Source organism: Streptomyces sp. NPDC055099 (assembly GCF_053607685.1).
In genome coordinates this window covers 52906-75902 of the sequence record NZ_JBSGUA010000014.1, presented here as the reverse complement: position 1 = coordinate 75902, position 22997 = coordinate 52906, and the positions used below count along the sequence as shown (strand labels likewise).

21 protein-coding genes and 1 tRNA gene are annotated in these 22997 nt (G+C 69.8%); 17 read left to right on the top strand and 5 right to left on the bottom strand.

Going from position 1 to position 22997, the window contains the following annotated elements; translation table 11 throughout:
- Window positions 1–915 precede the first annotated feature (915 nt).
- From ACWFRU_RS30045 to ACWFRU_RS29995, 11 genes are all read left to right on the top strand, one after another.
- Window positions 916–1524, top strand: coding sequence for a hypothetical protein (locus ACWFRU_RS30045; protein WP_453691253.1), 609 nt, complete (start codon window positions 916–918; stop codon window positions 1522–1524).
- A 129-nt stretch (window positions 1525–1653) separates the two neighbouring features.
- On the top strand, window positions 1654–2448 hold the full coding sequence (locus ACWFRU_RS30040; RefSeq protein WP_453691252.1) for a GntR family transcriptional regulator: 795 nt from the start codon (window positions 1654–1656) through the stop codon (window positions 2446–2448).
- A 137-nt stretch (window positions 2449–2585) separates the two neighbouring features.
- The gene (locus ACWFRU_RS30035; protein ID WP_453691251.1) at window positions 2586–3710 is read left to right on the top strand and encodes a TIGR03364 family FAD-dependent oxidoreductase; all 1125 of its coding nucleotides are present in this window, start codon (window positions 2586–2588) and stop codon (window positions 3708–3710) included.
- Between the two features lie 5 nt (window positions 3711–3715).
- Window positions 3716–4441 carry a phosphonatase-like hydrolase gene (locus ACWFRU_RS30030; protein ID WP_453691250.1) on the top strand — a complete coding sequence of 242 codons (726 nt, stop codon included), beginning with the start codon at window positions 3716–3718 and terminating at the stop codon, window positions 4439–4441.
- Window positions 4438–5490, top strand: a complete 1053-nt coding sequence (locus tag ACWFRU_RS30025; RefSeq protein WP_453691249.1) for an ABC transporter ATP-binding protein — start codon at window positions 4438–4440, stop codon at window positions 5488–5490. The genes ACWFRU_RS30030 and ACWFRU_RS30025 overlap by 4 nt, the downstream gene beginning before the upstream one ends.
- Window positions 5483–6457, top strand: a complete 975-nt coding sequence (locus ACWFRU_RS30020; protein WP_453691248.1) for a 2-aminoethylphosphonate ABC transporter permease subunit — start codon at window positions 5483–5485, stop codon at window positions 6455–6457. The genes ACWFRU_RS30025 and ACWFRU_RS30020 overlap by 8 nt, the downstream gene beginning before the upstream one ends.
- Window positions 6444–7241: an ABC transporter permease gene (locus ACWFRU_RS30015; RefSeq protein ID WP_453691247.1), complete on the top strand. Its 798-nt coding sequence runs from the start codon at window positions 6444–6446 to the stop codon at window positions 7239–7241. The genes ACWFRU_RS30020 and ACWFRU_RS30015 overlap by 14 nt, the downstream gene beginning before the upstream one ends.
- 32 nt (window positions 7242–7273) lie before the next feature.
- Window positions 7274–8353 (top strand): 2-aminoethylphosphonate ABC transporter substrate-binding protein, encoded by a 1080-nt coding sequence (locus ACWFRU_RS30010; protein WP_453691246.1) that lies wholly within the window; start codon window positions 7274–7276, stop codon window positions 8351–8353.
- A gap of 107 nt (window positions 8354–8460) precedes the next feature.
- Entirely contained in the window at window positions 8461–9240 is a 780-nt protein-coding gene (locus ACWFRU_RS30005) for an HAD-IIA family hydrolase (RefSeq protein ID WP_453691245.1), read from the top strand.
- 71 nt (window positions 9241–9311) lie between these two features.
- Entirely contained in the window at window positions 9312–9851 is a 540-nt protein-coding gene (locus ACWFRU_RS30000; RefSeq protein WP_453691244.1) for a hypothetical protein, read from the top strand.
- Window positions 9852–9866: 15 nt separating this feature from the next.
- Entirely contained in the window at window positions 9867–10532 is a 666-nt protein-coding gene (locus ACWFRU_RS29995; protein WP_453691243.1) for a class F sortase, read from the top strand.
- 350 nt (window positions 10533–10882) lie between these two features.
- On the opposite strand, the gene ACWFRU_RS29990 is transcribed toward ACWFRU_RS29995, so the two are convergent.
- Window positions 10883–11641 (bottom strand): ANTAR domain-containing protein, encoded by a 759-nt coding sequence (locus ACWFRU_RS29990; protein WP_453691242.1) that lies wholly within the window; start codon window positions 11639–11641, stop codon window positions 10883–10885.
- A 161-nt stretch (window positions 11642–11802) separates the two neighbouring features.
- Here ACWFRU_RS29990 and ACWFRU_RS29985 point away from each other — a divergent pair, with 161 nt between their 5' ends.
- Window positions 11803–12837, top strand: a complete 1035-nt coding sequence (locus ACWFRU_RS29985; RefSeq protein ID WP_453691241.1) for a glycoside hydrolase family 6 protein — start codon at window positions 11803–11805, stop codon at window positions 12835–12837.
- A gap of 97 nt (window positions 12838–12934) precedes the next feature.
- Here the strand turns inward: ACWFRU_RS29985 and ACWFRU_RS29980 are convergent, their stop codons facing one another.
- From ACWFRU_RS29980 to ACWFRU_RS29965, 4 genes are all read right to left on the bottom strand, one after another.
- Window positions 12935–14875: a galactose oxidase-like domain-containing protein gene (locus ACWFRU_RS29980; RefSeq protein ID WP_453691240.1), complete on the bottom strand. Its 1941-nt coding sequence runs from the start codon at window positions 14873–14875 to the stop codon at window positions 12935–12937.
- Complete coding sequence (locus ACWFRU_RS29975) at window positions 14872–16857, bottom strand: glycosyltransferase family 2 protein (RefSeq protein WP_453691239.1); 1986 nt, start codon at window positions 16855–16857, stop codon at window positions 14872–14874. Before ACWFRU_RS29975 ends, ACWFRU_RS29980 begins: the two co-directional genes overlap by 4 nt.
- Window positions 16858–17159: 302 nt before the next feature.
- Window positions 17160–17891, bottom strand: a complete 732-nt coding sequence (locus ACWFRU_RS29970) for a FadR/GntR family transcriptional regulator (protein WP_453691238.1) — start codon at window positions 17889–17891, stop codon at window positions 17160–17162.
- Between the two features lie 78 nt (window positions 17892–17969).
- Window positions 17970–18043 (bottom strand) — tRNA-Lys (locus ACWFRU_RS29965).
- Window positions 18044–18287: 244 nt separating this feature from the next.
- Here ACWFRU_RS29965 and ACWFRU_RS29960 point away from each other — a divergent pair.
- From ACWFRU_RS29960 to ACWFRU_RS29940, 5 genes are all read left to right on the top strand, one after another.
- The gene (locus ACWFRU_RS29960; protein ID WP_453691237.1) at window positions 18288–19634 is read left to right on the top strand and encodes a peptidoglycan-binding protein; all 1347 of its coding nucleotides are present in this window, start codon (window positions 18288–18290) and stop codon (window positions 19632–19634) included.
- 108 nt (window positions 19635–19742) lie between these two features.
- A complete protein-coding gene (locus ACWFRU_RS29955; protein WP_453691236.1) occupies window positions 19743–20930 on the top strand; it encodes an SPFH domain-containing protein in 1188 nt (395 codons plus the stop codon).
- Window positions 20917–21606, top strand: coding sequence for a nucleoside/nucleotide kinase family protein (locus tag ACWFRU_RS29950; RefSeq protein ID WP_453691235.1), 690 nt, complete (start codon window positions 20917–20919; stop codon window positions 21604–21606). The genes ACWFRU_RS29955 and ACWFRU_RS29950 overlap by 14 nt, the downstream gene beginning before the upstream one ends.
- Window positions 21607–21726: 120 nt before the next feature.
- Window positions 21727–22329, top strand: coding sequence for a lytic polysaccharide monooxygenase auxiliary activity family 9 protein (locus ACWFRU_RS29945; protein WP_453691234.1), 603 nt, complete (start codon window positions 21727–21729; stop codon window positions 22327–22329).
- A gap of 109 nt (window positions 22330–22438) precedes the next feature.
- On the top strand, window positions 22439–22981 hold the full coding sequence (locus ACWFRU_RS29940; RefSeq protein WP_453691233.1) for a DUF3592 domain-containing protein: 543 nt from the start codon (window positions 22439–22441) through the stop codon (window positions 22979–22981).
- Window positions 22982–22997: the final 16 nt, after the last annotated feature.

Genomic DNA, 22997 nt, shown 5'->3' with positions numbered 1-22997 from the left:
GTGGTTCTGCCCGCGTCCTGAGGTGGGGGGTTGCTCGGGGTTCTGCCCGCGTCCTGAGGTGGGGGGGTTGCTCGGGGTTCTGCCCGCGTCCTGAGGTGGGGGGTTGCTCGGGGTTCTGCCCGTATCCCGAGGTGGGGGGTTGCTCGGGGCTCTGTCCGCGTCCCGAGGTGGGGGGTTGCTCGGGGTTCTGCCCGCGTCCCGAGGTGTGGGGCTGCTCGGGGCTCTGCCCATATCCGGCTTCTCGGATGCCGGAGGGGCTGGGTCTGCGGGCTTCTTTCCGGAAACCCCATAAACCGAAAGTCGGCTGATAGGGCGTACTTACGGGGTCCAGTCGGACGTACGGGGCTGTGGCGTGGCCGGGGGAGGGGCGGAGGCGTGGCAATCTCGCGGGCCATGATCCCTGTCTTACGGCCCCGCTCCCGCTCCCGCTCGCCCCGCGCTCAGCAAAGGCCACGCATGCGACTCCGCCGCCCGCTCGCCTCCGGCATGGCCGCTGTCGCCACCGCCGCCGCCCTCGCGTCCGGAACGGTTCCAGCGGCTGCCGCCTCAGGGACGCCGGCGAGTGGCCCGGCGGCGGCCGCCGCCGGGCAGCGGGCGCCGGCGCCTCATGCGCCCGCGACGCAGCTTCCAGGGGCCGGAGCCGCCGGACAGCGGCCCGTAGCTGCCGTCTCCGTGCAGCGCCCCGCAGCTGCCGCCTCCCTACGGCCTCCCGCGGCAGCCGTCGACGTACAGCACCCCGCAGTAACCCTCCCCGTACAGCCCGCCGCAGCGGCCCTCCCCCTGCAACCCCCCACAGCAGCCCAACCCCCAACCTGCTCCGACCCCAACGGTGAAGGGTTTCCCATCGGGGCGCGGATTCGAGGGGGGCCCGCGTCCTATGAAGCCGGAGGCGGCTATCGGCGGTGGTTCGTCGAGTTGGACAACACCACCCGTGGTCTCTGCGGGAACATCCACCCGGTGGTCGTCATCGTCGACAAGGAGCGTGAGCTGCGGCCCCGGCAGGTCCAGTTGGAGTTCCACGACGGCACGCGCTGGCGGCCCGTGGGGTTCGAGCGGACCGACCGGGACGAGAACATCGGCGTCTTCGACGACGGATTCCCCGGGTTCACGGTCGAGGCGGGGCGGACCCTCACCGTCAGGGTGCGGCTCTCCTTCACCTCCGAGGCCCGTTCCGAGCGCGCCGTCATCTCCGCCGCCGTCGTCCAGCGCCGTGCCGACGACGGCGACTGGGTGGGCGAGTCCAAGGACTACCCCTTCGGCATCGATGAGGGTGACGGAGACAGCGCCGGGACGGACAGTGGCGAGACCGGCGCGGGCGAATCCCCCGGCGCCGACGGCGGCAGCGACGGCGGACGTGAGCGCTCCGACACCGGGGGAACCTCGTACGCCGACGGAGCCCACGAACTCGCCGCCACCGGGCCCCGCGCCCTGCTCGGCGTCAGTGCCGTCGCCTGTGCGCTGTTCGCCGGGGGCTGGGCACTCGTCGTCGGGACCCGGCGCCTGCGCGCCGCCCGCAAACGCTGACCAACAGCCACAGCAACAGCAACGGCAGCCAAAGCAACAGCTCCAGCAACACCCGCCCCGCACCACGAAGCACCCCCGCCTCGCCCCCCGTTCACCTTCCGGTTCACGTACGTCTGCGAACATCCCCGGGTGAACAACCCGAACCCCCCGCACGCCCCCGCGCACCTGCTCGACCAGGCCCCCGGCGCCCCCATCCGCTCCGGCATCCCCGAGCACGGGCGCATCCCGAAGTACTACGCGGTGAAGGCCAAGATCGCCGACCTGACGGAGGAGTTGGGGGACGGGCAGGCGCTGCCGACCGAGCGGGACCTCGCCGTCCGGTACGAGGTCGCGCGGGAGACCGTGCGGCAGGCGCTGCGTGAGCTGTTGCTGGAGGGGCGGCTGCGCAGGCAGGGGCGCGGCACCGTCGTCGCGGGCCCCAAGCTGGAGCAGCCGCTGTCCCTCGCCAGCTACACCGAGGGCGTACGGCGGCAGGGGCGTACCCCGGGGCGAAATCTCATCTCCCTCGATCGATTCCCCGCGCCCCAAGCACTTGCCGCCGAGATCGGCGTCGAGCAAGGCGAGCCCGTCTGGCACATGGAGCGCGTGCTCCTCGCCGACGAGGAGAGGGTGGGGCTGGAGAGCACGTACGTCTCCGTGGCCCGAGTGCCCGCCCTCGACCGGGACTTCGAGCCCGACTCCTCCTTCTACGCCTACCTCCGCGACCAGCTCGGCATCTCCTTCGGCGACGCCGACGAACGCATCGAGACCGTCCTCGCCACCCCCCGCGAGGCCCTGCTCATCGGCACCCCTCCCGCGCTGCCCATGCTCCTGATCCACCGGGTCTCGCGCGACACCTCCGGCCACCCCCTGGAGCGGGTCCGCACCCTCTACCGCGGCGACCGGTTCTCCTTCACCACCCACTTGGGAAACAGCGGCGCCTGAACTCCCCTTGCGCGTATGGAGAATCACCGCGCTGATAACAGAAAGATAACGGGTCTGGGCCAAGCTTGGGTGCCCGTTCACCATCCCGTTGCCGCCCGGCCCTCGGCGGGTCACTCGTCCCCAGCAGCGTTGCCGCTGTGAGAGTCATCGTCGTAGGAGCCGGCGTGGTGGGCACCATGCACGCCTGGCACGCAGTGGAACGCGGCCACGAGGTCGTACAGATCGAGCGCGAGAGCGAGGCCCGCGGGGCGTCCCTTCGCAACTTCGGGCAGATATGGGTGAGCGGGCGCGCCGGGGGCGAGGAGCTGGACACCGCCCTGCGGGCCCGCGAGCTGTGGGAGGAGATCGGCGCGCGGGTGGAGGGCATCGGCTTCCGGGCCAACGGCTCCCTCACCCTCGTGCGCAACGAACGCGAACGCGCGGTCGCCGAGGCCGCCCTCGCCCGCCCCGACGCGGCGGCCCGCGGCTACAAGCTGCTCGACGCCGACGAGGCCCGCGCCCTCAACCCGGCGCTGCGGGGCGACTTCATCGCCGGACTGTGGTGCGAAAGGGACGCGGCGGTGGAGCCGCGGACCGCTCAACTCCGGCTGCGCGACGCCCTTCGCGCCTCGCCCCGCTACACCTTCCTGCCCGGCCGCGAGATCCGCGAAGTCGTCGGCGAGAACGCGGTGCGGGACGACCACGGCGACGTACACACCGGTGACGTCGTCGTGCTCGCCACCGGCGCCTGGCTCGGCGGTCTGGTGCGGGAGCTGGCCGGGCCCGACCTCCCCGTGCGGCGCGTACGGCTCCAGATGATGCAGACGGAAGCCCTCGGCGAGGCGCTCACCACCTCCGTGGCCGACGCCGACAGCTTCCGCTACTACCCCGCGTACAAGTCGGACGCCCTCGACGCGCTCAACGCCGGGCAGGCGCAGACCCCGACCGCCGCCGAGCACAAGATGCAGCTCCTGATGGTGCAGCGCGAGGACGGCGGCCTGACCATCGGCGACACCCACGAGTACGAGCACCCCTTCGCCTTCGACACCCTCGAAGACCCCTACGACCACCTGACCGAGGTCGTCGAGGGCTTCCTGGGCCGTCCGCTGCCGAAGATCAGGCGGCGCTGGGCCGGGGTGTACGCGCAGTGCGTCGACACGGCCCGCGTGGTGCACCGCCAGCAGGTCCGCGACGGCGTGTGGCTGGTCACCGGGCCCGGCGGGCGCGGCATGACGTGCTCGCCCGCGATCGCCGAGAAGACCGCCGACGAGTTGGGATGGTGAGGGAGATGGTGAGGGAGTTGACCACACACAGCGGCATTGGCCTCGTCGTGCTCGACATGGCCGGTACGACCGTCGCGGACGGCGGCCTCGTCGAGGAGGCCTTCTCCGCCGCCGCGCTGGAACTCGGCGTCGAGCCGGGCTCCGCCGATCACGCCGAGAAGCTGGACTACGTACGCGCCACGATGGGCGAGTCCAAGATCTCCGTCTTCCGGCATCTGTTCGGCGACGAAGCCCTCGCCCAGCAGGGCAACGCGGCCTTCGAGAAGGCGTACGGGGAACTCGTCGACGGCGGCCGTATCGCACCGATCCCCGGTGCGCGGGAAGCCGTCCAGGAGCTCAAGTCCGCCGGGTACACCGTGGTGTTGACCACCGGCTTCGCCCGCGTCACGCAGGACGCCATCCTGGACGCGCTCGGCTGGCGGGACCTCGTCGAGCTGACCCTGTGCCCCGCCGACGCGGGCGGCCGTGGGCGCCCCTACCCGGACATGGTGCTCGGCGCCTTCCTGCGGACGGGGGCCGTGGACGACGTCCGGCAGATCGCCGTCGTGGGCGACACGGCGTACGACATGCTCAGCGGCGTACGCTCCGGCGCCTCGGTCGTCGCCGGGGTGCTGACGGGGGCGCACGACGACGCGACGCTGCGGGCCGCGGGAGCCACACACGTCCTCGGGTCCGTCGCCGAACTGCCCGCCGCGCTCGCGCCCGCCGTGCTCAGGGGTGTCGGCGGATGAGCAGCGGCATCCGCTTCGACGGCGTCTCGGTCGCCTACGGCAAGAACACCGTCCTCGACTCGTTCGACCTGACCGTCGAGCCCGGCGAGGTCATGGCCCTGCTCGGCCCTTCGGGCTCCGGCAAGACGACCGCGCTGCGGGCCGTCGCCGGGTTCGTGCGGCCCGCGTCAGGGCGGGTGTTCATCGGGGAGCGCGATGTCACCGGCCTGCCGCCGCATCAGCGGGGGATCGGGATGGTCGTCCAGCAGTACGCCCTCTTCCCGCACATGCGGGTCGCGGACAACGTCGCCTTCGGCATGAAGGCGCGGAAGGTCGCCAAGTCCGAGATTCCGGGTCGGGTCGCCGAGGCGCTGGAGATGACGGGGATGGCCGCGTACGCCAAGCGGTTTCCCCGGGAGCTCTCCGGTGGGCAGCAGCAACGGGTCGCCATCGCACGGGCGTTGGCCATCCGGCCGGGAGTGCTTCTGCTCGACGAGCCGCTTTCCGCGCTCGATGCGCAGTTGCGGTCGGGGATGCTGGGGGAACTCGCCCGGCTGCACCGGGAGTTGCCCGACGTCTCCATCCTGTACGTCACCCATGACCAGGTGGAGGCCCTGACCCTGGCGGACCGGATCGCCGTCATGGACCGGGCGCGGCTGCGGGACTGCGGGACTCCGCAGGAGCTCTACCGGGCGCCCCGGACGGAGTTCACGGCCTCTTTCGTGGGGAACGCGAATCTGCTGCCGGTGACGGTCACCGACGGGGGCGTCACCTTCGCCGGAACGTCGCTCAAGGTCGACACCGGCGAGGTGGTCTCCGGGGTGACGGCCACGCTGTGCGTGCGCCCGCACCTGGTCGGCCTCGGGGATGGCCCCAACGCCCTCTCCGGCCGCGTCGCCGAGGTCCAGTGGCGGGGGGCCACCCACCGGTTGTACGTCGATGTCGCGGGGCAGCGGGTGAAGGCCGACCTCCGGGAGCTTCGGACTCCGCCCGGTATTGGTGACGAGGTCACGCTGCATTTCTCACCCGAGGATGCCGTGCTGCTGTCCGGTGGGGTGACCGATGGCTAGCGCCGGCTCCGGTGGACGCTTTGACAGCGGTGGCCCGGCAGCGGGGGCTGTGCCCACCCGTCCCGCCCTGCGGGACGCCTGCCCACAGCAGCGGCAGCCGGAGGCCTCGAACGCGCCGGGACAGGAAGGCAGCCCCTCGCGGGGGCGGAGCGTGCCCCGTTCCGTCTGGGCCCTGCCCCCCGTCGCCGCCCTCGCCCTCTTCTTTCTCTATCCCCTTGCCCTCGTCGTCCAGCAGTCCCTCCAGCCCGACACCGGTGGGACCTCCCTTCAGCCCTACTCCGACGTCTTCGCCTCCGAAGCGTTCCGGGAGGCGCTCGGGACCACCGTGTGGCTGGCCGTCGGGTCCACCGTCGGATGTCTCGTGCTCGGGTTCGCGCTCGCGCTGGTCATCGCCTTCGTGCCGTTCCCGGGAGGCAAGGCCGTCGCCAGGTTCATCGACGTCTTTCTCTCCTTCCCGTCCTTCCTCATCACCCTCGCCCTGCTGTTCATCTACGGCACCAAGGGGATGGCCAACGGGATGTGGACGGACGCGACCGGGGCCGCCGAGGGGCCTTTCCAGTTCCTCACCACCCCCTGGGGCGTGCTCCTCGCGGAGATCACGTACTTCACGCCCTTCGTGATGCGTCCGCTGCTCGCCGCGTTCTCGCAGATCGACACCGCGCAACTGGAAGTGGCGTCGAGCCTCGGGGCGAAGCCCGGCCGCATCGTGCGGCGGGTCATCCTGCCCGAGGCGCTGCCCGCCCTCGCCGCGGGCGGCAGCCTCGTACTCGTCATGTGTCTGAACGAGTTCGGGATCGTCCTCTTCACCGGGGCGAAGGGGGTCACGACCCTTCCGATGCTCGTCTACAGCAAGGCGATTCTCGAATCCGACTATCCGGCGGCCTGTGTCGTCGCCGTGGTCAACATCGCGATCTCCGTGGGCCTCTACAGCCTCTACCGGGTGGTGAGCCGTCGTGTTGGTGCATAGCCGCAAGGGGAAATGGGCCACCTGGGTCCTGTTCCTCGTCTTCTTCCTGCCCCTCTTCGCGCTGCCTCTGCTCGTGATCCTGGCCGCGTCCTTCTCCTCGCACTGGTCCGGCGCCTTTCCGTCCGGGGTCACCACGGGGCACTACGAGTCCGCCACCCGCGGTGAATCGCTCAAGGCGCTCACCACCAGCCTGGTCACCGCGGTCGGCGCCAGCCTGCTCGCGCTGACCGTCGGGTCCTGGGCCGCGCTCGCGGCGGCCTCGCTGAAGAGGGGCGGGAAGCGACTCCTCGACACCCTCTTCATGCTGCCGGTCGCGGTGCCCTCCGTCGTCGTCGGGCTCGCGATCCTCGTGGCGTTCAGCAAGCCGCCGATGATCCTCAACGGCACGCGCTGGATCGTGATCCTCGCGCACACCATTCTTGTCACCGCGTTCGCCTACCAGTCGGTCTCGGCTGCCATCGTCCGACTCGACCCGGCGTACGAACAGGCCGCGGCATCGCTCGGTGCCCGGCCCTCGTACGTGCTGTGGAAGGTGCGGCTGCCGCTTCTGCTGCCGTCGCTCAACGCGGCCGCCGGCCTCTGCTTCGCGCTCTCCATGGGCGAGTTGAGCGCCACGATGATGCTCTATCCGCCGGACTGGATGCCGCTGCCCGTGCAGATCTACGCGGCCACCGACCGCGGCTCTCTCTTCACCGGTGCCGCCGTCGCGGTGGTCCTGATGTCGGCCACGCTGCTCGTCCTCTTCGCCTTCACCCGCATCCGCACCCGCGCCTCCTACCGCTGAGGCCCGCACGCTCTCAAGGAGCACGAAACGCCATGTCACGTCTTACCCGAGTCCGACACGTCCGCACGCTCGCCGCCGTCTCCGGCAGCCTCGTCCTCGCCGGATCGCTCACCGCGTGCGGCGGTGAATCCTCCGCGTCCGACGCGAAGGAGATCACCGTCTACAGCGCCGACGGCCTCAAGGGCGAGAACGGCGACGGCTGGTACGACCAGGTTTTCAAGGACTTCGAGAAGAAGACCGGCATCAAGGTGAACTACGTGGAGGGCGGCTCCGGCGAGATGGTGCAGCGCGCCGTCCGCGAGAAGTCCAACACGCAGGCGGACGTGATCATCACCCTGCCGCCGTTCATCCAGCAGGCCGACGAGAAGGGGCTGCTCCAGGCCTACAAGCCCAAGGGGTCCGACCAGGTCGACGGCGCGCTCAAGGCCGCCGACGGCAAGTGGACCTCCGTGGTGAACAACTACTTCGGCTTCATCCACAACAAGAAGGAGCTGAGCGGCGGCAAGGCTCCCAAGACCTGGGAGGACCTCACCGACCCCGCGTACAAGGACAAGGTCCAGTACTCCACGCCCGGTGTCGCGGGCGACGGAACCGCCGTGCTCATCAAGGCGATGCACGACTTCGGCGGCAAGAAGCCCGCCCTGGACTACCTGAAGAAGCTCCAGACGAACAACGTCGGTCCCTCCGCCTCCACCGGCAAGCTCGCGCCCAAGGTCGACAAGGGTGAACTCCTCGCCGCGAACGGCGACGTCCAGATGAACTACGCCCAGTCCAAGGACATGCCGAACCTCAAGATCTGGTTCCCGGCCAAGGAGGGTGCCAAGCCCACCACCTTCGCGCTGCCCTACGCGGCCGGCCTGGTCGACAAGGCCCCGCACTCCGCCAACGCCAAGAAGTTCCTGGACCACCTGCTGACCCAGAAGGCCCAGCAGCAGGTCAGCGAGATCGGCGGCGGCTTCGCGGCACGCAAGGACATCAAGGCCACGGACGCCGACGCGGTCGCCCTCGACAAGATCATCGACGGGGTCGAGGTCTTCGAGCCGGACTGGGACGACATCTCCGAGAACCTGCAGACGTACGTGGAGGACTGGAAGTCGGCCACCGGCAGCTGACAGGTGATCGACGGGGTCAAGATCACCGCTTCCTGATTAGGGTGGGGGCGTCGGCACAGCGCTGTCCCGGCGCCCCAGCCAACCCGTACACCGCAGGAGTGCACCCCATGGCAGAGCGCAAGCCCATCGAATCGTGGCTCACCGACATGGACGGCGTGCTCATCCACGAGGGCGTTCCGATCCCCGGCGCGGACGCCTTCATCAAGAGGCTCCGTGAGTCCGGCAAGCCCTTCCTGGTCCTGACGAACAACTCCATCTACACCGCGCGCGACCTCCAGGCCCGGCTGAACCGCATGGGCCTCGAAGTGCCCGTCGAGAACATCTGGACCTCGGCGCTCGCCACCGCGAAGTTCCTGGACGACCAGCGCCCCGGCGGCACGGCGTACGTCATCGGCGAGGCGGGGCTCACCACCGCCCTGCACGACATCGGGTACGTCCTGACCGACCACGCCCCGGACTACGTGGTGCTCGGCGAGACCCGCACGTACTCCTTCGAGGCCATGACGAAGGCCGTACGGCTGATCAACGGCGGGGCCCGCTTCATCTGCACCAACCCGGACGAGACCGGGCCCTCCATGGAAGGCCCCCTGCCCGCGACCGGCGCCGTCGCCGCGCTGATCACCAAGGCCACGGGCCGCAACCCCTACTTCGCCGGCAAGCCCAACCCGCTGATGATGCGGACCGGTCTCAACGCCATCGGGGCGCACTCCGAGACCAGCGCCATGATCGGCGACCGCATGGACACGGACATCCTGGCCGGTCTGGAGGCGGGGATGGAGACCTTCCTGGTCCTCACCGGTCTGACCTCCGAGAAGGACATCGACCAGCACCCCTTCCGACCGTCCAATGTCGTGGACTCCATCGCTGACCTGGTCGAACGCGTGTGAGATCACCCATTTGCCGCACACGGGAGGCGTGAGCCGGAAGCACGCGTGAACCTCGATACAGGAGGTTCACGATGCGTAGAGGCTCACTCACCCTGCGTGGTATAGCCGGGGCCGCTGTCCTCGCCGCGCTCCCCCTTGCCGCCACGGCCCCCGCCCACGCCCACGAAGAGGGCAAGGTGCGCGCCACGGTCACGCCTGCCAGCGCCGCGTCCGGCGCCAAGGTGGAGATCAGCGTCACGGGCTGCGAGGGCACGACCGGCTCCGCGGGGTCCGGGGCGTTCTCCGGAGACGCGAAGCTCACCGGCAGGGACGGCGGCAAGTACTCGCTGAACGGTTCCGCCACGCTGCGGGACGGCGTCAGCGGCACGTACGACGTGACCGTCGTCTGCGACGGCCACCCCCATCAGGGCGTGGGCACCGTGGACGTCGTCAAGCACCGCACCGAGCCGGTCTCGCCGGTCCGCGCGGGCGGCGGCGGCACCGCGCAGCTCGCCGCGCACGCCCAGGAGGCGGGCCCCGGCACCCGGCACGCGGTGATCGGCCTGGTGCTCGCCGGGGTGGCGGCGGTGGCCGTGGCGCTGCGCAGCGTCCGCCGGCGCCGCTCCGAGTGACGGGCGAGGACCGGCATGTCGGGCCATGAGGGGTCGACGGGGCACGGGCGGTTCCTCACCGGGGTCGCCTGGGCGCTGGTGCTCGTCGGGCTCTGGCTGTGGGGCAGCGAGATCACCGACGTACGGGGTGGTGTCTCCGAGCCCACGAACGGCGACGTGGCGGCGGTCGGCCGGCCGTTCGCCGTCGAACTCCCGGACGCACACGAGCCGTTGGGCGAGGCCAGGCCGCAGCGCGTGGATGTTCCCTCGCTGAAGGTGCGGGCGCCCGTGATCACCCGGGGGCTCGACCAGGACGGCGCCATCGATCCGCCGCCCTTCGAGCAGGCGGACTCCGTCGGCTGGTACGGCGGCGGGACGCGCCCCGGAGCGGCGGGCACGTCCCTGTTCGTGGGCCACGTCGACACCGAGACGCGCCCCGCGGTCTTCTACGACCTCAGCGCGGTGCGTCCGGGCGAGAAGATCCTGGTGGCCAGGGACGACGGCTCGGTCGCCGAGTTCACCGTGGACGACGTCCAGGTCATCAGCAGGGACCGCTTCGACGCGAAGAAGGCGTACGGCCCCCATGAGGAGGGCCGCGCCGAGCTCCGTCTGATCACGTGCGGCGGCACGTTCGACCGGGCGACCAAGACGTACTCGGCGAATGTGGTGGTGTCGGCCTACCTCACCGGAGTGGGGCCGTAGAAGGCGTGCCGGGGCGCGAGCGCACTCCCGCCGCGCTCGCGCCGTGCTGGCGTGGGCCTGGCTTCGGTGCCTGGACAACCCGGCCCGGTCGGCGGCCCGCTCCCCCCGGAGCCGTCGACCGGGCTGGTCCTCGACCGCGCGCGCTCGAGCTGCGGGAGTAACCCGGCGCCGGCGCGGGAGGTTCGGTGACCAACCCCGCAATGCGGGATGGACGATCAGGCCGGGGGCTTGGGCCGTTATGACGACTCTAGAACGGATGAGCGCCGGAGCCTAGAGGTGGATTAACGCCAAGTCGTGATCCGTTTCCACTCTGTGATCGATGCAGGTGGCAGCGGTTTCCGTGACGACCTTCACGAAGGTTCGGACCAGCCGCCGCGCAGCGTCGTGTCGTCGAGCGATCCCTTGATCACCTCGGTGGCGACCAGGTCCATGACCAGCCGTTCTCTGCGCGCGTACCGCCGCAGGGCGTCGAAGGCCTCGTCCATCCCGGTGTGCCAGCGCTCGGCAAGGATGCCCTTGGCCTGTTCGATGCGGATACGGCTGGTCAGAGCGCCCTGGAGCTGTGTGGCGAGCGTCCGGTACTCCGTGTAGGCACGGTGGTTGTGCAGGCCCACGGCGGCGGCGTCGGCGAGCGCCTGCGCGAGCCGCATCTCCCCTTCTGTGCACGGACCCCAGGGTGCCGCCTCGGGCACGAAGACGTTGAGCGCCCCGAGCAGGGTCTCGCGCTGCCGCAGCGGAACCGCGTACGTCGCCCCGATCCCGTGGCGTCGCGCCAGCGCGGTGAACTCCGGCCAGCGCTCGGCGGGTTCGTCCTCCGTGAGGCGCACCGGCGGCACGGGACGCCCCGTGCCGAGACTCTCCACGCAGGGCCCGCCGTTCCGCTGGGCCCCGAGCAGGCCGAGCGCGAGGTCCCGGGGGTGCCCGCCGACGGCGAACGAGGTCGAGCCCGCGGAGTCGAAGATCACGCCGGTGGCGGACGCGTCGAGCAGCTCCACGCAGTGACCCGCCACCCGGCTCAGGTAGTGCTCCGGGTCGAAGTCGTCGTCCAGCGTGTTCGTGGTCTCCACCAGAACCTGGGCCAGCCGTAGTTCAGAGGTGCGATCCCGCATGATCTCCTCCCCAGGAGCTCGGCCCCGCCCACTGCGCCTACCCCCGCGCGCCGAGCTGTAACAGGTCTCCAACAGGTCTCCGCAGCGGACGGGCGGGCCTCGTGAGCCGGAAGTGTGTATGTCAGGATTGAGAATCGGACAGTGCACCCAAGGGGGAGTGGATGTACCACAAAGGCACCGGCCGCGGTCACCGGATCGCGGCCCGGGGGGTGAAGGCCGCGGCGGCGTTTGCGGGGGCTGCGCTGCTGCTGTCGGGGTGCTCCTCCGATGACGGCTCGGGCGAGGAGGATTCCTCGGGACAGCCGGTCAAGCAGCAGCCCAAGGGCTCCGACCCGTACTGGGTCAACCCGGAGGGGAACGCGGCCAAGCAGGTCGCCTCGTACGAGAAGGACGGCAAGAAGGACGACGCCGAGCTGATCCGGAAGATCGCCGAGCAGCCGGTCGCCGAATGGATCATCCCGGAGAACGCGGAGGAGCAGGCGCGCGGCTTCACCGAGGCCGCCGAGAAGGCCGACAGGGACGCCCTGTTGGTCCTCTACAACATCCCGCACCGCGACTGCGGTCAGTACTCGGGCGGCGGCGCGGCCGACGGCAACGAATACCGCACGTTCATCGACCAGGTCGCCAAGGGCATCGGCGACCGCAGGACGACGGTCATCCTGGAGCCGGACGCGGTGCTCCACATGGTCGACAACTGCACGCCGGAGGAGTTCCACGAGGAGCGTTACGACCTCCTCAAGGGCGCCATCGAGAAGCTCAAGTCCCTGAAGAACACCAAGGTGTACCTGGACGCGGGCAACGCGGGCTGGAAGAACCCGGACTCGCTCTGGGAGCCCCTGAAGTGGTCGGGCGTCGAGCAGGCCGACGGCTTCTCGGTCAACGTCTCGAACTTCCAGACCACCGAGGCCAGCACGGAGTTCGGCAAGAAGCTCTCGGCGAAGATCGGCAACAAGCCGTTCGTCATCGACACCGCGCGCAACGGCAACGGCCCGTACACCAAGGGCAAGGACACCTGGTGCAACCCGCCGGGCCGTGCGTTGGGCGAGGCGCCCACCACCAAGACCGGTGACCCGCTGGTCGACGCGTACCTCTGGATCAAGCGCCCTGGTGAGTCCGACGGGACGTGCCGGGGTGGCCCCAAGGCCGGGGAGTGGTGGCCCGAGTACGCGCTCAAGCTCGCCGAAGGCGCCAAGTAGCGAAAAGCCGCAGTCGCATCTGCCGGGTCCCGGCACTTGCGACTGCGGCTTTTCGTGTGCTGAGCGCGCAGTTCCCCGCGCCCCTACGGGGCGCTGCTTACGGCACGTGGACCCACTGAGCCTTGCTCGGTGTGCCCTGATCGTCCGTCACGAAGAGCATGTACCAGCCGGACTCGACCAGGCTCTTCTCCTTCGGGATCGTCACCGTGACGCCGCCCGCGGACTTCTTCAGGTCGAGCGCGACGGACGTCTGGTCGATGTCCGTGACGTGCGTCGACGCGCTCGGCCTGATCAGGCGGGCCGTCTTGATGGACGAGGCGTGCTGGGTCTTGAAGGTGCCCGACCCGCCCCGCTTGATCTCCTCGGGACCGCCGGTGAGCGTGGGCTGCGAGCCCTGGTACAGGTACGGCGGCGTGTAGATCTCGATGCGCTGCTCGAACTCTCCGGGCTTGGTGTTGGCCTTGTCGGAGTAGAGCGAGTCGGAGCCGAAGAACATCACGCGGCCGTCGGGCAGCAGGATCGAGCCCGAGTGGTAGTTGCGGCCGACCTCCGGGTCCGCGACCCGCCGCATGTTGCCGGTCTTGGCGTCGTAGATCCGCGCCTGCTTGATGTTCGAGTCACTGCGGCCGCGGTAGTCCTCGGAGCCGCCGGATATCAGCACCGTGTCGTCGGGCAGGGTCGAGGCCTGCGGGTAGCGCGTGCCCTTCTCCAGCTCGGGGCCGTCCTCGAACCTCGGGTTGTCTTCCAGGAGGTCGACGATGCGGGTCTTCTTGCTGGACTTCTTGGACTCGCCGACGCCACCGCCGCCGATGACCATGTACTTCTGGTCCTGCGCGGGCGGCAGTTCGACCGTGTTGGAGGTCTCCAGGAGATTCGGGTCGCTCATCCCCGGGATGCCCTTCCAGCTCCCCTTCTTCTCCAGGTCCCAGGTGCCGGGCTTGCGGCCGACGTCATCGGGGCCGTAGCCCGCGTTCGAGCCCGAGTAGAAGAGCCTGCCGCTCTGCAGCTGGAACACGGCGGGGTAGGTCGGGAACTGGCGGACCTCCTTGGTGTAGGTCCACTTCTTGGTCTTGGGGTCGTAGATCTCGTTCTTGCCCGGGACCAGCTGGCCGATCTCGTCGAGACCGGAGAGGCTGAGCACCTTGCCGTCCGAGAGCGTGGTCAGCGTGGGGTACCAGCGGGCCTCGTTCATCGGGTCGACCTTGATGTACTTCTCGGCGACCGGGTCGAACTCGAAGGCGTCCTTGATCCCCTGGAAGTCCTTCTTGTCCAGGGCGAGCTTCTGCGCGATGCCGTACGTGTTGCGGGTGGCGGCGCCCTTGAGGCCCTGCACGCGGTAGTTGTCCTGCGTGCCGGTCTCGTACTTCGTGCCGCTCTTCTGCGCCTCCACGTACACCCGGCCCAGGCCCGGTTCGTTGCGCACGAACGCGCCGGTCTGCTTGTCGAAGATCTTCTTGGCGCGCTCGACGACGACCGGGTCCTTGGAGACGAACGTCTTGCCGTTCTTCTTGCCGGTGAACCTCGTGCCCGCGGGCAGCGTGATCGGCTTGTCCGGGTCTTCGTTGTGCACCACCATCAGGCCGCCGGCCTTGGTGATGTCGCCCTTGAGCTTCTCGTAGCGCTGGGTGCCGCCGGCGATGAGCAGATTGCCGTTGGCGAGCTGGGTGTGGCCGGTGCAGAAGAGGTCGACGGGCGTCTTGATCTTCTTGATCGTGTTCTTGACCGGGTCCCACAGGCGGGTGTCGAACTTCTTGGCGTCGAAGTTCTTCTGGTTGTTGCCGGAGCCGGCGACCAGGAGGATCTTGCCGGTGTGCAGGAGCGCCGCGTGGATCGTGTTCTGGCGGTACTCCTCGGGGAAGTTCACGACCTGCCAGTGGCCGTTGTCGGCCTTGTACTCCGGCTTGTTGATCTTGTAGTCGTGGTACTTCTCCGAACCCACGCGCCACAGCCACGGGCCGTTCATCCCGGCCAGCGCTATGACCACCGCCGCGCCTATCGCGATGCGGCGGGCGCGGCGGCGGCTGGAGCGGTCCTTCATTTCTTACGTCCCCCAAGGGCGATCTGCATGGTCTGGTCGTTCGCTGCCCAACTGGGCTTCTGCTGCGGCGCGTGCGGCGCCTGCGGCGGCTGGTGTGCCTGGGGCAGCTCCGCCGTGGCGTCACGCTGCTGCGGCACCGTCGGGTCCCCGCCGCCCGAAGGCGGCCCCGAGGGTCCGGAGCCGTGCCGGGACTTGCGCTTCTTCTTGTCCTGGCGCATGCCCCACCGCCAGGCGAAGATCGGCGCCGCCGTGATCAGCAGGGCGAACGTGGCCCAGACGATCATCGCCGGGTGGACGTGGTCGAACACGAACGCGGCGGCCATCGAGCCGGCGAAGACCAGGATGAAGAACAGGTGGATGCGGAACGTGCCGAACAGGGTGTCCGGGCTCGCCGAGTCGCCCTTGGGGGTCACCACGAACTTGCTCTTGCGGCGCAGCACGGCGTCAAGGAGGGAGCGCGCGTAGACCGGTGCCGAGAGCGCCGACATCACCATGCCCGCGATACCGCCGGAGCCCTCGGGCTCGTGCGGCGAGACGTTGTGGCGGCGGTTCCAGATGTAGAGGCCGATCTGCAGCGCCGAGGCGTTGCCGTACAGCATCAGCCAGATCGTCGGGTCGATGTTCACGCCCGACGCGCCCATGCCGAGGAACAGCGCGCAGGAGAGCGCGGCCAGAATCCAGTTCATGGCGGACATCGGGTAGAAGATGACCATCATCGTGTAGTTGAAGAGGCGGCCGGGCGGCAGCGAGAACGGCGCCTTCCAGAACTGCTTGAGGATGGTCTCGTACGTTCCGCGCGACCAGCGCAGCTGCTGCGTGAAGAAGTCCGTCCAGGCGTTGGGGCCCTCACCGACCGCGAGCACGTCCGGGGTGTAGACCGACTTCCACTTCTTGCCGGTCCTCGGGTTCGTGGCGCGGTGGATCTCGAAGCCGGTCGCCATGTCCTCGGTGATCGAGTCGTACAGACCACCGATCTGCTTCAGGGCGCTGATGCGGACGGCGTTGCTCGTGCCGACGAACATGGGGGAGCCGTACGCGTTGCCCGCGCGCTGGATCAGCGCGTGGAAGAGGAACTGCTGGGACTCGGCGGCCTTGGTGATGAAGTTGTCGTAGTTGCCGTAGACCTGCGGGCCGATGACGAAGCCGACGTTCTCGTCGCGGAAGAAGCCGAGCATGCGCTCGAGGTAGTTCGGCATCGGGATGTGGTCGGTGTCGACCGATGCGAAGTAGTCGTAGTCGTCGCCGTGCGCGTCCAGCCAGGCGTTGTAGTTGCCGTGCTTGGTCTTGGCGCGGTGCGGGCCCTTGCTCATGTTCCACTTCGCGATGCCCTTGCGGGAGAAGTGGTGCACGCCGAGCCGTCGGCAGACCTCCTTGACGGCGGGGTCGTCGCCCTCGTCGAGGAGCCAGACGTGCATCAGGCCGCGGTGGCGGATCTTGACCGCCGCCTCCAGCGTCTTCGTCACCATCTCCAGCGGCTCCTTGCCGGGCACGAAGGAGGTGAGGAAGGCCACGCGGGTGCCGGTCTCGGGCACCACGGGTATCGGGTCACGGGCTACGAGCGTGGCGTGCGCGTTCGACAGCACGTTCATGCAGCGGAAGAACTCGATCAGGCCGATGGATATGAGCATGATGACGTCGAGCGTCGGCAGCCAGTCGTTGGCGACGTAGTCGCGCTTCGTCCAGTGCGTCGGCTGCAGCAGCCAGGCGAGCAGCACGAGGGAGAGCAGCGGCGCGGCTCCCAGCATCAGCGCGGCCCTGATCCGGTGCGGCTCCTGCGACAGCAGGGAGCGGTACTGCACCTTGTACGGCTTGGTCGGGTCCGGCTGCGTGAGCGGCCCCGCGAGACGGCTGTAGTGCTCGTAGTCGTATCTCGGCAGGGCTTTCTTGATACGCCTGAACCCGCCTGTGCGGTGCGATGGCACCCTCAGCTGGGTCGTCTCTGACGGGTCGTTCGGCCGGGCGCCCGTCGGCGTCGACGTCATGAGTCATCCCCCCGCACGCGGTCGCCCGCGTGTTCGTTGGTCCTTCCGTCCGGCCAGGTCCCCCGACCTTCACGGACGCATCAGTGGCAGGCCACCGTCCCCTTAGACATGGAACGGCTACCTTCCGGTTGCATGATGCCCCCCTCGGCATCCAATCGTGAAAGGGACCCCCGTCCCTCACCCCGCGGGCCTCGGTCTGCCAGGCCCCCCAACTGCCCGGCACCGCCAGCCTCATGAGAGCCAATGGCTCCAGCACAAGGTTCTACGCCCCTAGCCATGATCGCAAGAGCGAAGCAAGGTGTTTACCGGTCATACGAGGGATTCGAGTGGCCTGTTGGGACAGGAGCGCTCAATCGCGTTCGAATATTACCGAAGTGTTCCCGTATCGCCCGCTCGGCCCGGAGCACATCGCCGGACCGGACCGCGTCGAGGATCTCCCGGTGCTGGCGGCAGGTGACCTTGGGATCCTGCGGAACGTCGACCAGATCGGTGCGTACGTTGTGGAAGGCGTCCCAGAACGCCTCCAGGACCTCGCCGAGCAGCGGATTGCGCAGGCAGCGGTAGAGAGTGGCGTGAAATGCGCGGTCGGTTTCGGTGTGCACCGCGCCCGGCTGCCCGCTCCGGCCGTCGCTCTCCGCCGCCTCGGTGTCCATGCGGTCCACGAGGGCGTCCAGTTCGGCCAGATCCGCGGCCGGAATGCGACCCGCGAGGCGCGCGATGAGCCCGGTCTCCACGGCCTCCCGCAGCTCCAGGAGCTGGAGCAGGCTGTCCTCGCCGCGGTAGTGGCCGGCCACCGTGCGGAAGGTGAGGCCCTCGATCATCGGGGCCATCGACATGGGGCCGACATACGTGCCGAAACCGTGCCGGATCTCCACGATGCCCATCGCCTGGAGTGCCTTGAGGGCTTCTCGCACGGAGTTCCGACTGACGCCGAGGCGTTCCATCAGTTCGGGCTCGGTGGGCAGAGAGGCGCCCGAGGGCAGCCGCTGGTCGATGATGAGCTTCTTGATCCGCTCCTGAATGTCGCGCGCCATGGCGCAACGGTAGCGGTAACCGCGCTGACGGTGGCATGACGAAAGCCCCCCGCGTGAACGGAGGGCTTTCGCTGTCTGTGCGCCGCCAGGGACTCGAACCCCGGACCCGCTGATTAAGAGTCAGCTGCTCTAACCAACTGAGCTAGCGGCGCCTGCTGACCTGGAGAACTCTACCGGACGCCGACGGGTGCTCCGGACCATCCGGGTTCCCGCGGGGCGGCCCCGGGGGCGGCTCCGGGGCCGCGCCAGGACGTGAATGCGGGTCCGGTGGGGAGGTCAGTGCGGGGTGACTCCATCATTCGGACCGTCAACATGCGATATCACCGGACAGTTGAGAAGCTGACGACTGTGCAGATGCGACGCAGGCATTCTTTCCTGGAGTGTGAGGGGAATCGCATGGAGGGAGCTCCGGTATTCGAGGAATTCGAGCCCGAGAGCGACTGCGATTGCCCCGGATGTATTCACCGGCGACGAGCCATGACCCACGCACTCCCCGTACGGCAGGGCGGCCACCCGGCGGCGCACGGCGCGCGCCGCGCCCTGGTCGTCGCCGCGGCGGCGGGCACCGTGCTCGGCGGTGGCCAGGCCCTTCCGGCGGTGGCGGCCCCCGAAGCGGGCCATCACCCGGTGGGACCACCGGGCACGGTTCCGGTGCTCCCGGCGGACCAGGACCCCGGTGCCGGGCCGGAACCCGGCAGCCCGCAGGGCGGCACGAGCGCGCTGCACGGGGTGCCGGGCAGGCCGGGTTCGCCGGGTCCCGCGGCGTCGGCGGTGCGGAACACGACACCGGCCGAGATCCTCGCCCGCGCCCAGAAGTGGGTCGCGGCGAAGGTGCCGTACAACATGCGCGCGTACTGGTCCGACGGCTACCGGCAGGACTGCTCGGGCTATGTCTCCATGGCCTGGAATCTCGGCCGCAACGAATGGACGGGCAGCCTCGCCCGGTACTCGGTCCGTATTACGAAGAACCAGCTCCAGCCCGGCGACATCCTTCTCTTCCATAATCCCGCGAACCCCGAGAAGGGTTCGCACGTCACCATTTTCGGCGGCTGGGCGAACGCGGCGCACACGCAATACGTCGCGTACGAACAGACCCGCCCGCACACCCGCAAGCAAACGACTCCCTATGCCTATTGGAGCAATGCGAGCCGCTATCTGGCGTACCGCTACAAAGGGGTCACGGGCGGCACCCCGGGCGGCGCGGGTCCCAACACGGGGGCGCCTTACCCCGGGGCGGGGTCCTTCGGGCCGGGCGCGAACAACCAGTACGTGACCCAGCTGGGCAAGGCGCTGGTAGCCCGGGGCGGTGCCCGCTTCTACACGGCGGGTCCTGGCCCGCGCTGGAGCGACGCGGACCGCAGGGCCACACAGGCGTTCCAGCGGGCGCAGGGCTGGACCGGCGCCGGCGCGGACGGCCTGCCGGGCCCGGCGACCTGGTCGTACCTGATGACGGGCAAGGGCCGGGACATCCCACGCGCCGCGGCGGGCGGTGCGCAGGGCGGGGCTCCGGCGTACCCCGGCAGGGGCGTGTTCCGCCCCGGCCAGTCCAGCCCGTCGATCGAGCTGCTCGGCAGGCAGCTGGTGAAGAAGGGCTTCGGCAGGCACTACGCGCGGGGCCCGGGTCCGCGGTGGAGCGAGAGCGACCGCCGCAACGTCGAGGCGTTCCAGCGGGCCCAGGGCTGGCGGGGCGCTGCGGCGGACGGCTACCCGGGCCCCGAGACCTGGCGGCGGCTGTTCGCGTGAGCACGTATGAGACCGGGACACGCATCGGGGTGGGGCCCAGATGTGACCGGGTCGCGAATGACATTCAGGCACGTATGAGATCGAGGCACGTATGAGCCGGAGGCAAGGATGAGTGCGACAGCGGCATCACGGTCACAGACCCCCCAGCCCGAGGAACCGCAGACCACCGGCGCCCCGGACACGACCGCCCGCTCCCCGCGCCTGATCCACAGCGAGGCCACCACCGAGATCCCCATCCATCTGCTCTTCCGCGACGACCCCGCCGACCCCGGCGTGTCCCTGGCGCCCGCCGTGGTGCGGCGCCGCCAGGGAACAGGGGAGCAGCCGCGCGCCAACCGGCGGCCCCCGGTCCCGGCGGCGGCGCGGCCCCTGCCCGTGGTCGACCCCGACCTCGGCGAGCGGTCCGCGCGCGTGCTGCCCGGCGCGGTCGGCGTGCTCGGCGGCACCGCGGGGGTCGCCGGGTGCGCGGCCGCGCTGTGGTGGGCGGGGGTGCTGCCCGAGCCGGTGGCGCAGGCGGCCGGGCTGTTCGGGGTGGAGGGCGCCGGCGGTCACGACGCGTACGCCGGGCTCGGTCTCGCGCAGTGGGCCTCGCTCGCCGGATCGGGCGCCCTCGCGCTGTTCGGGTTCGGGGGCCTCGCGCGGGGCCGGGTCGGCACGGCGTGGGTGCTCACCCTCTTCGGGCGGTACCGCGGCAGCGTCCGCCGCACCGGTCTGATGTGGGTCAACCCGCTCCTCCTGCGGCGCCGCGTCGACGTACGCCTGCGGCACTGGCGCAGCGAGCCGATGCCCGCGGTGGACCGGGGCGGGGTCGCGCTGCGGGTCGTCGTCCTCGTGGTGTGGCGGGTCAAGGACGCGGCGCGGGCGACGCTCGGCGTCGCCGACCACCAGGAGTATCTGCGCGAGTGCGTCGAGGCGGCGACGGCCCGCGTCCTGTCCCGGCTGCCGGCCGACGCGTTCCACGACGACACCGCGACCCTGCGCGACGCGGACGCGGTCGGCGACGCGCTGACCCGGATGCTCGTGGCGGAGGCCGAGCCGGTCGGCATCGAGATCTTCTCGGCCCAGCCGACCCGCATCGAGTACGCCCCCGAGATCGCCGACACCATGCGCCTGCGGCGGGTCGCCGCCCTGGACGCACGACACCGCGACAGCGTGCTCACCTCGGTGGTGGACTCCGTCGAGGACACGGTGACCCGGCTGACCACCCGCGGGATCGTCGAGCTCGACGACTACGAGCGCAAGGCCTTGGTCAAGGACCTCACGGTGGCGTTCTATACGGGGCATGGAGACCGCTGACCCCACCCCCACCCCCACCGCTGCCCCCGCCGCCCCCACGCTCCCGGCCCTGGCCAAGGACGCCTGGCGGCTGACCACCGGCCGGCCCCGCACCCTCCTCGGGATCGCGGGGCCGCCCGGCGCGGGCAAGTCGACGTTCGCGCGGGCACTGGTGGAGGAGATCGGCGAGGGAGCCGCGTATCTCCCGCTCGACGGGTTCCACCTCTCGAACGACCAGCTGGAGCGCCTCTCCCTCACTTCCCGCAAGGGTTCGGAGCCGAGCTTCGACGTCCGGGGGTACGTCGCGCTCCTCACCCGGGTTCTCGACGACACGGGCCACGACATCTACGTACCCGATTACGACCGCACCCTCCACGAGCCGGTGGCCACCCGGCACCGTGTCCCGCCGACCGCGCGGATCGTGGTCACCGAGGGGAACTATCTGGCCTGCGATCTGCCCGGCTGGCGCGACGCGCGGGAGCTGATGGGGGAGTGCTGGTACGTGGCCGCACCTGCGGAGGTACGTCAACAGCGCCTGATCGAGCGGCAGTTGGCGGGCGGCCGGACGGCCGACGGGGCGGCCGAGTGGGTGGCGACGAACGACGGCCCGAACGGTGATCTCGTCGAGGAGTCGCGCCACCGCTGCGATCGGATCGTCTCCACTATTGGTATGGACATGTTCAACTACCGCCCATAATCTGGGCTTGGTCTAGACCGCAGAACTCACTGCATTCACCGCGCCCCGCACCCGTGGCGGCGCGGTGCCGCGGCGCGCGCACGGCTCACGGAACCCCCACGTTTCCCCTGGAGCGGCAGCATGCGAAACAAGAAGATGTACGCGGCCATGCTCGGTGCCACCACGGTCGGGGCCCTCGCGCTCTCGTCCGGTGGCGCGAGCGGTCACGGCTACACCGACCTGCCGGCCAGCCGCCAGATCAACTGTGCCAACGGCACGGTGAGCGGCTGCGGTTCCATCCAGTACGAACCCCAGAGCGTCGAGGGCCCCAAGGGCTTCCCGGCGTCCGGTCCCGCCGACGGCAAGATCTGCTCGGCGGGCGTCAGCGGCTTCGACTCGCTCAACCAGCCCAAGGCGCCGGGCGGCGGAGCCTGGCCGACGACCAGTGTCAGCGCGGGACAGAACTACAGCTTCCGCTGGCAGTTCACGGCACGCCACCGCACCACCGACTTCAAGTACTACATAACCAAGCAGGGCTGGGACGAGAGCAAGCCCGTCACGCGGGCCGCCCTCGAGACGACCCCGTTCCTCAACGTCCCCTACAACGGCCAGCAGCCGCCGGCCACGCTCTCGCACTCCGGGACGATCCCCGGCGGCAGGAGCGGACACCATGTGATCGTCGCGGTGTGGACGGTCCACGACACGGCGAACGCGTTCTACGCCTGCTCCGACGTCAAGTTCTGAGCAGGGCTTGAGGCTCCACGGCACTCCCCACGGGTAGGTTCCGCGTACGCCGTCCAGGACCACGACGGCGTACGCGGGGCAGTACCGGCACCAACCATCGGGGGATGCAGTGGAGTTCTTCTTCTATGCCGTGCCGACGTTGATGGGCGCTTTGATGATCGCGATGGCGGTCGCCGTGATCAAACGCCACCAGCGGCTGCGGGAAGCGTGGGAAAGCGGCCTGACGGCACAGGGGCGTTGCCTGCGCACGTACACCACGACGAGCCGCCACGGCGACAACCACCACATCAGCACCACGCTGCACCACGTCTACGAATTCACCCTGCCCACGGGCCGATCCATCCGGTTCGAGGAGCAGAACGGCCCCGGGACGATCATCGAGGGCGACGTCGTCACCGTGTACTACGCGGCCGACCGCCCGGAGGCGGCGACGGTGCGGGCGCCGGATCCCGCCAAGAGCACGGCGGCCCTGATCGGCGCGCTCTGCTTCTTCGGCGTCGTGCTCGCCATCTGCGTCTTCTTCATGGTGGCGGTGAACGACATGTTCGACGCCTCCGAATCAGTCGACTGGGACCCCACGGACTCGGGCGGCGGGTACGAGCAGGGCGGCGGGTTCGACTCCGACGGCGGGGCCGACCAGGGGTGGCCGTAACCCTCTCCACATCTGA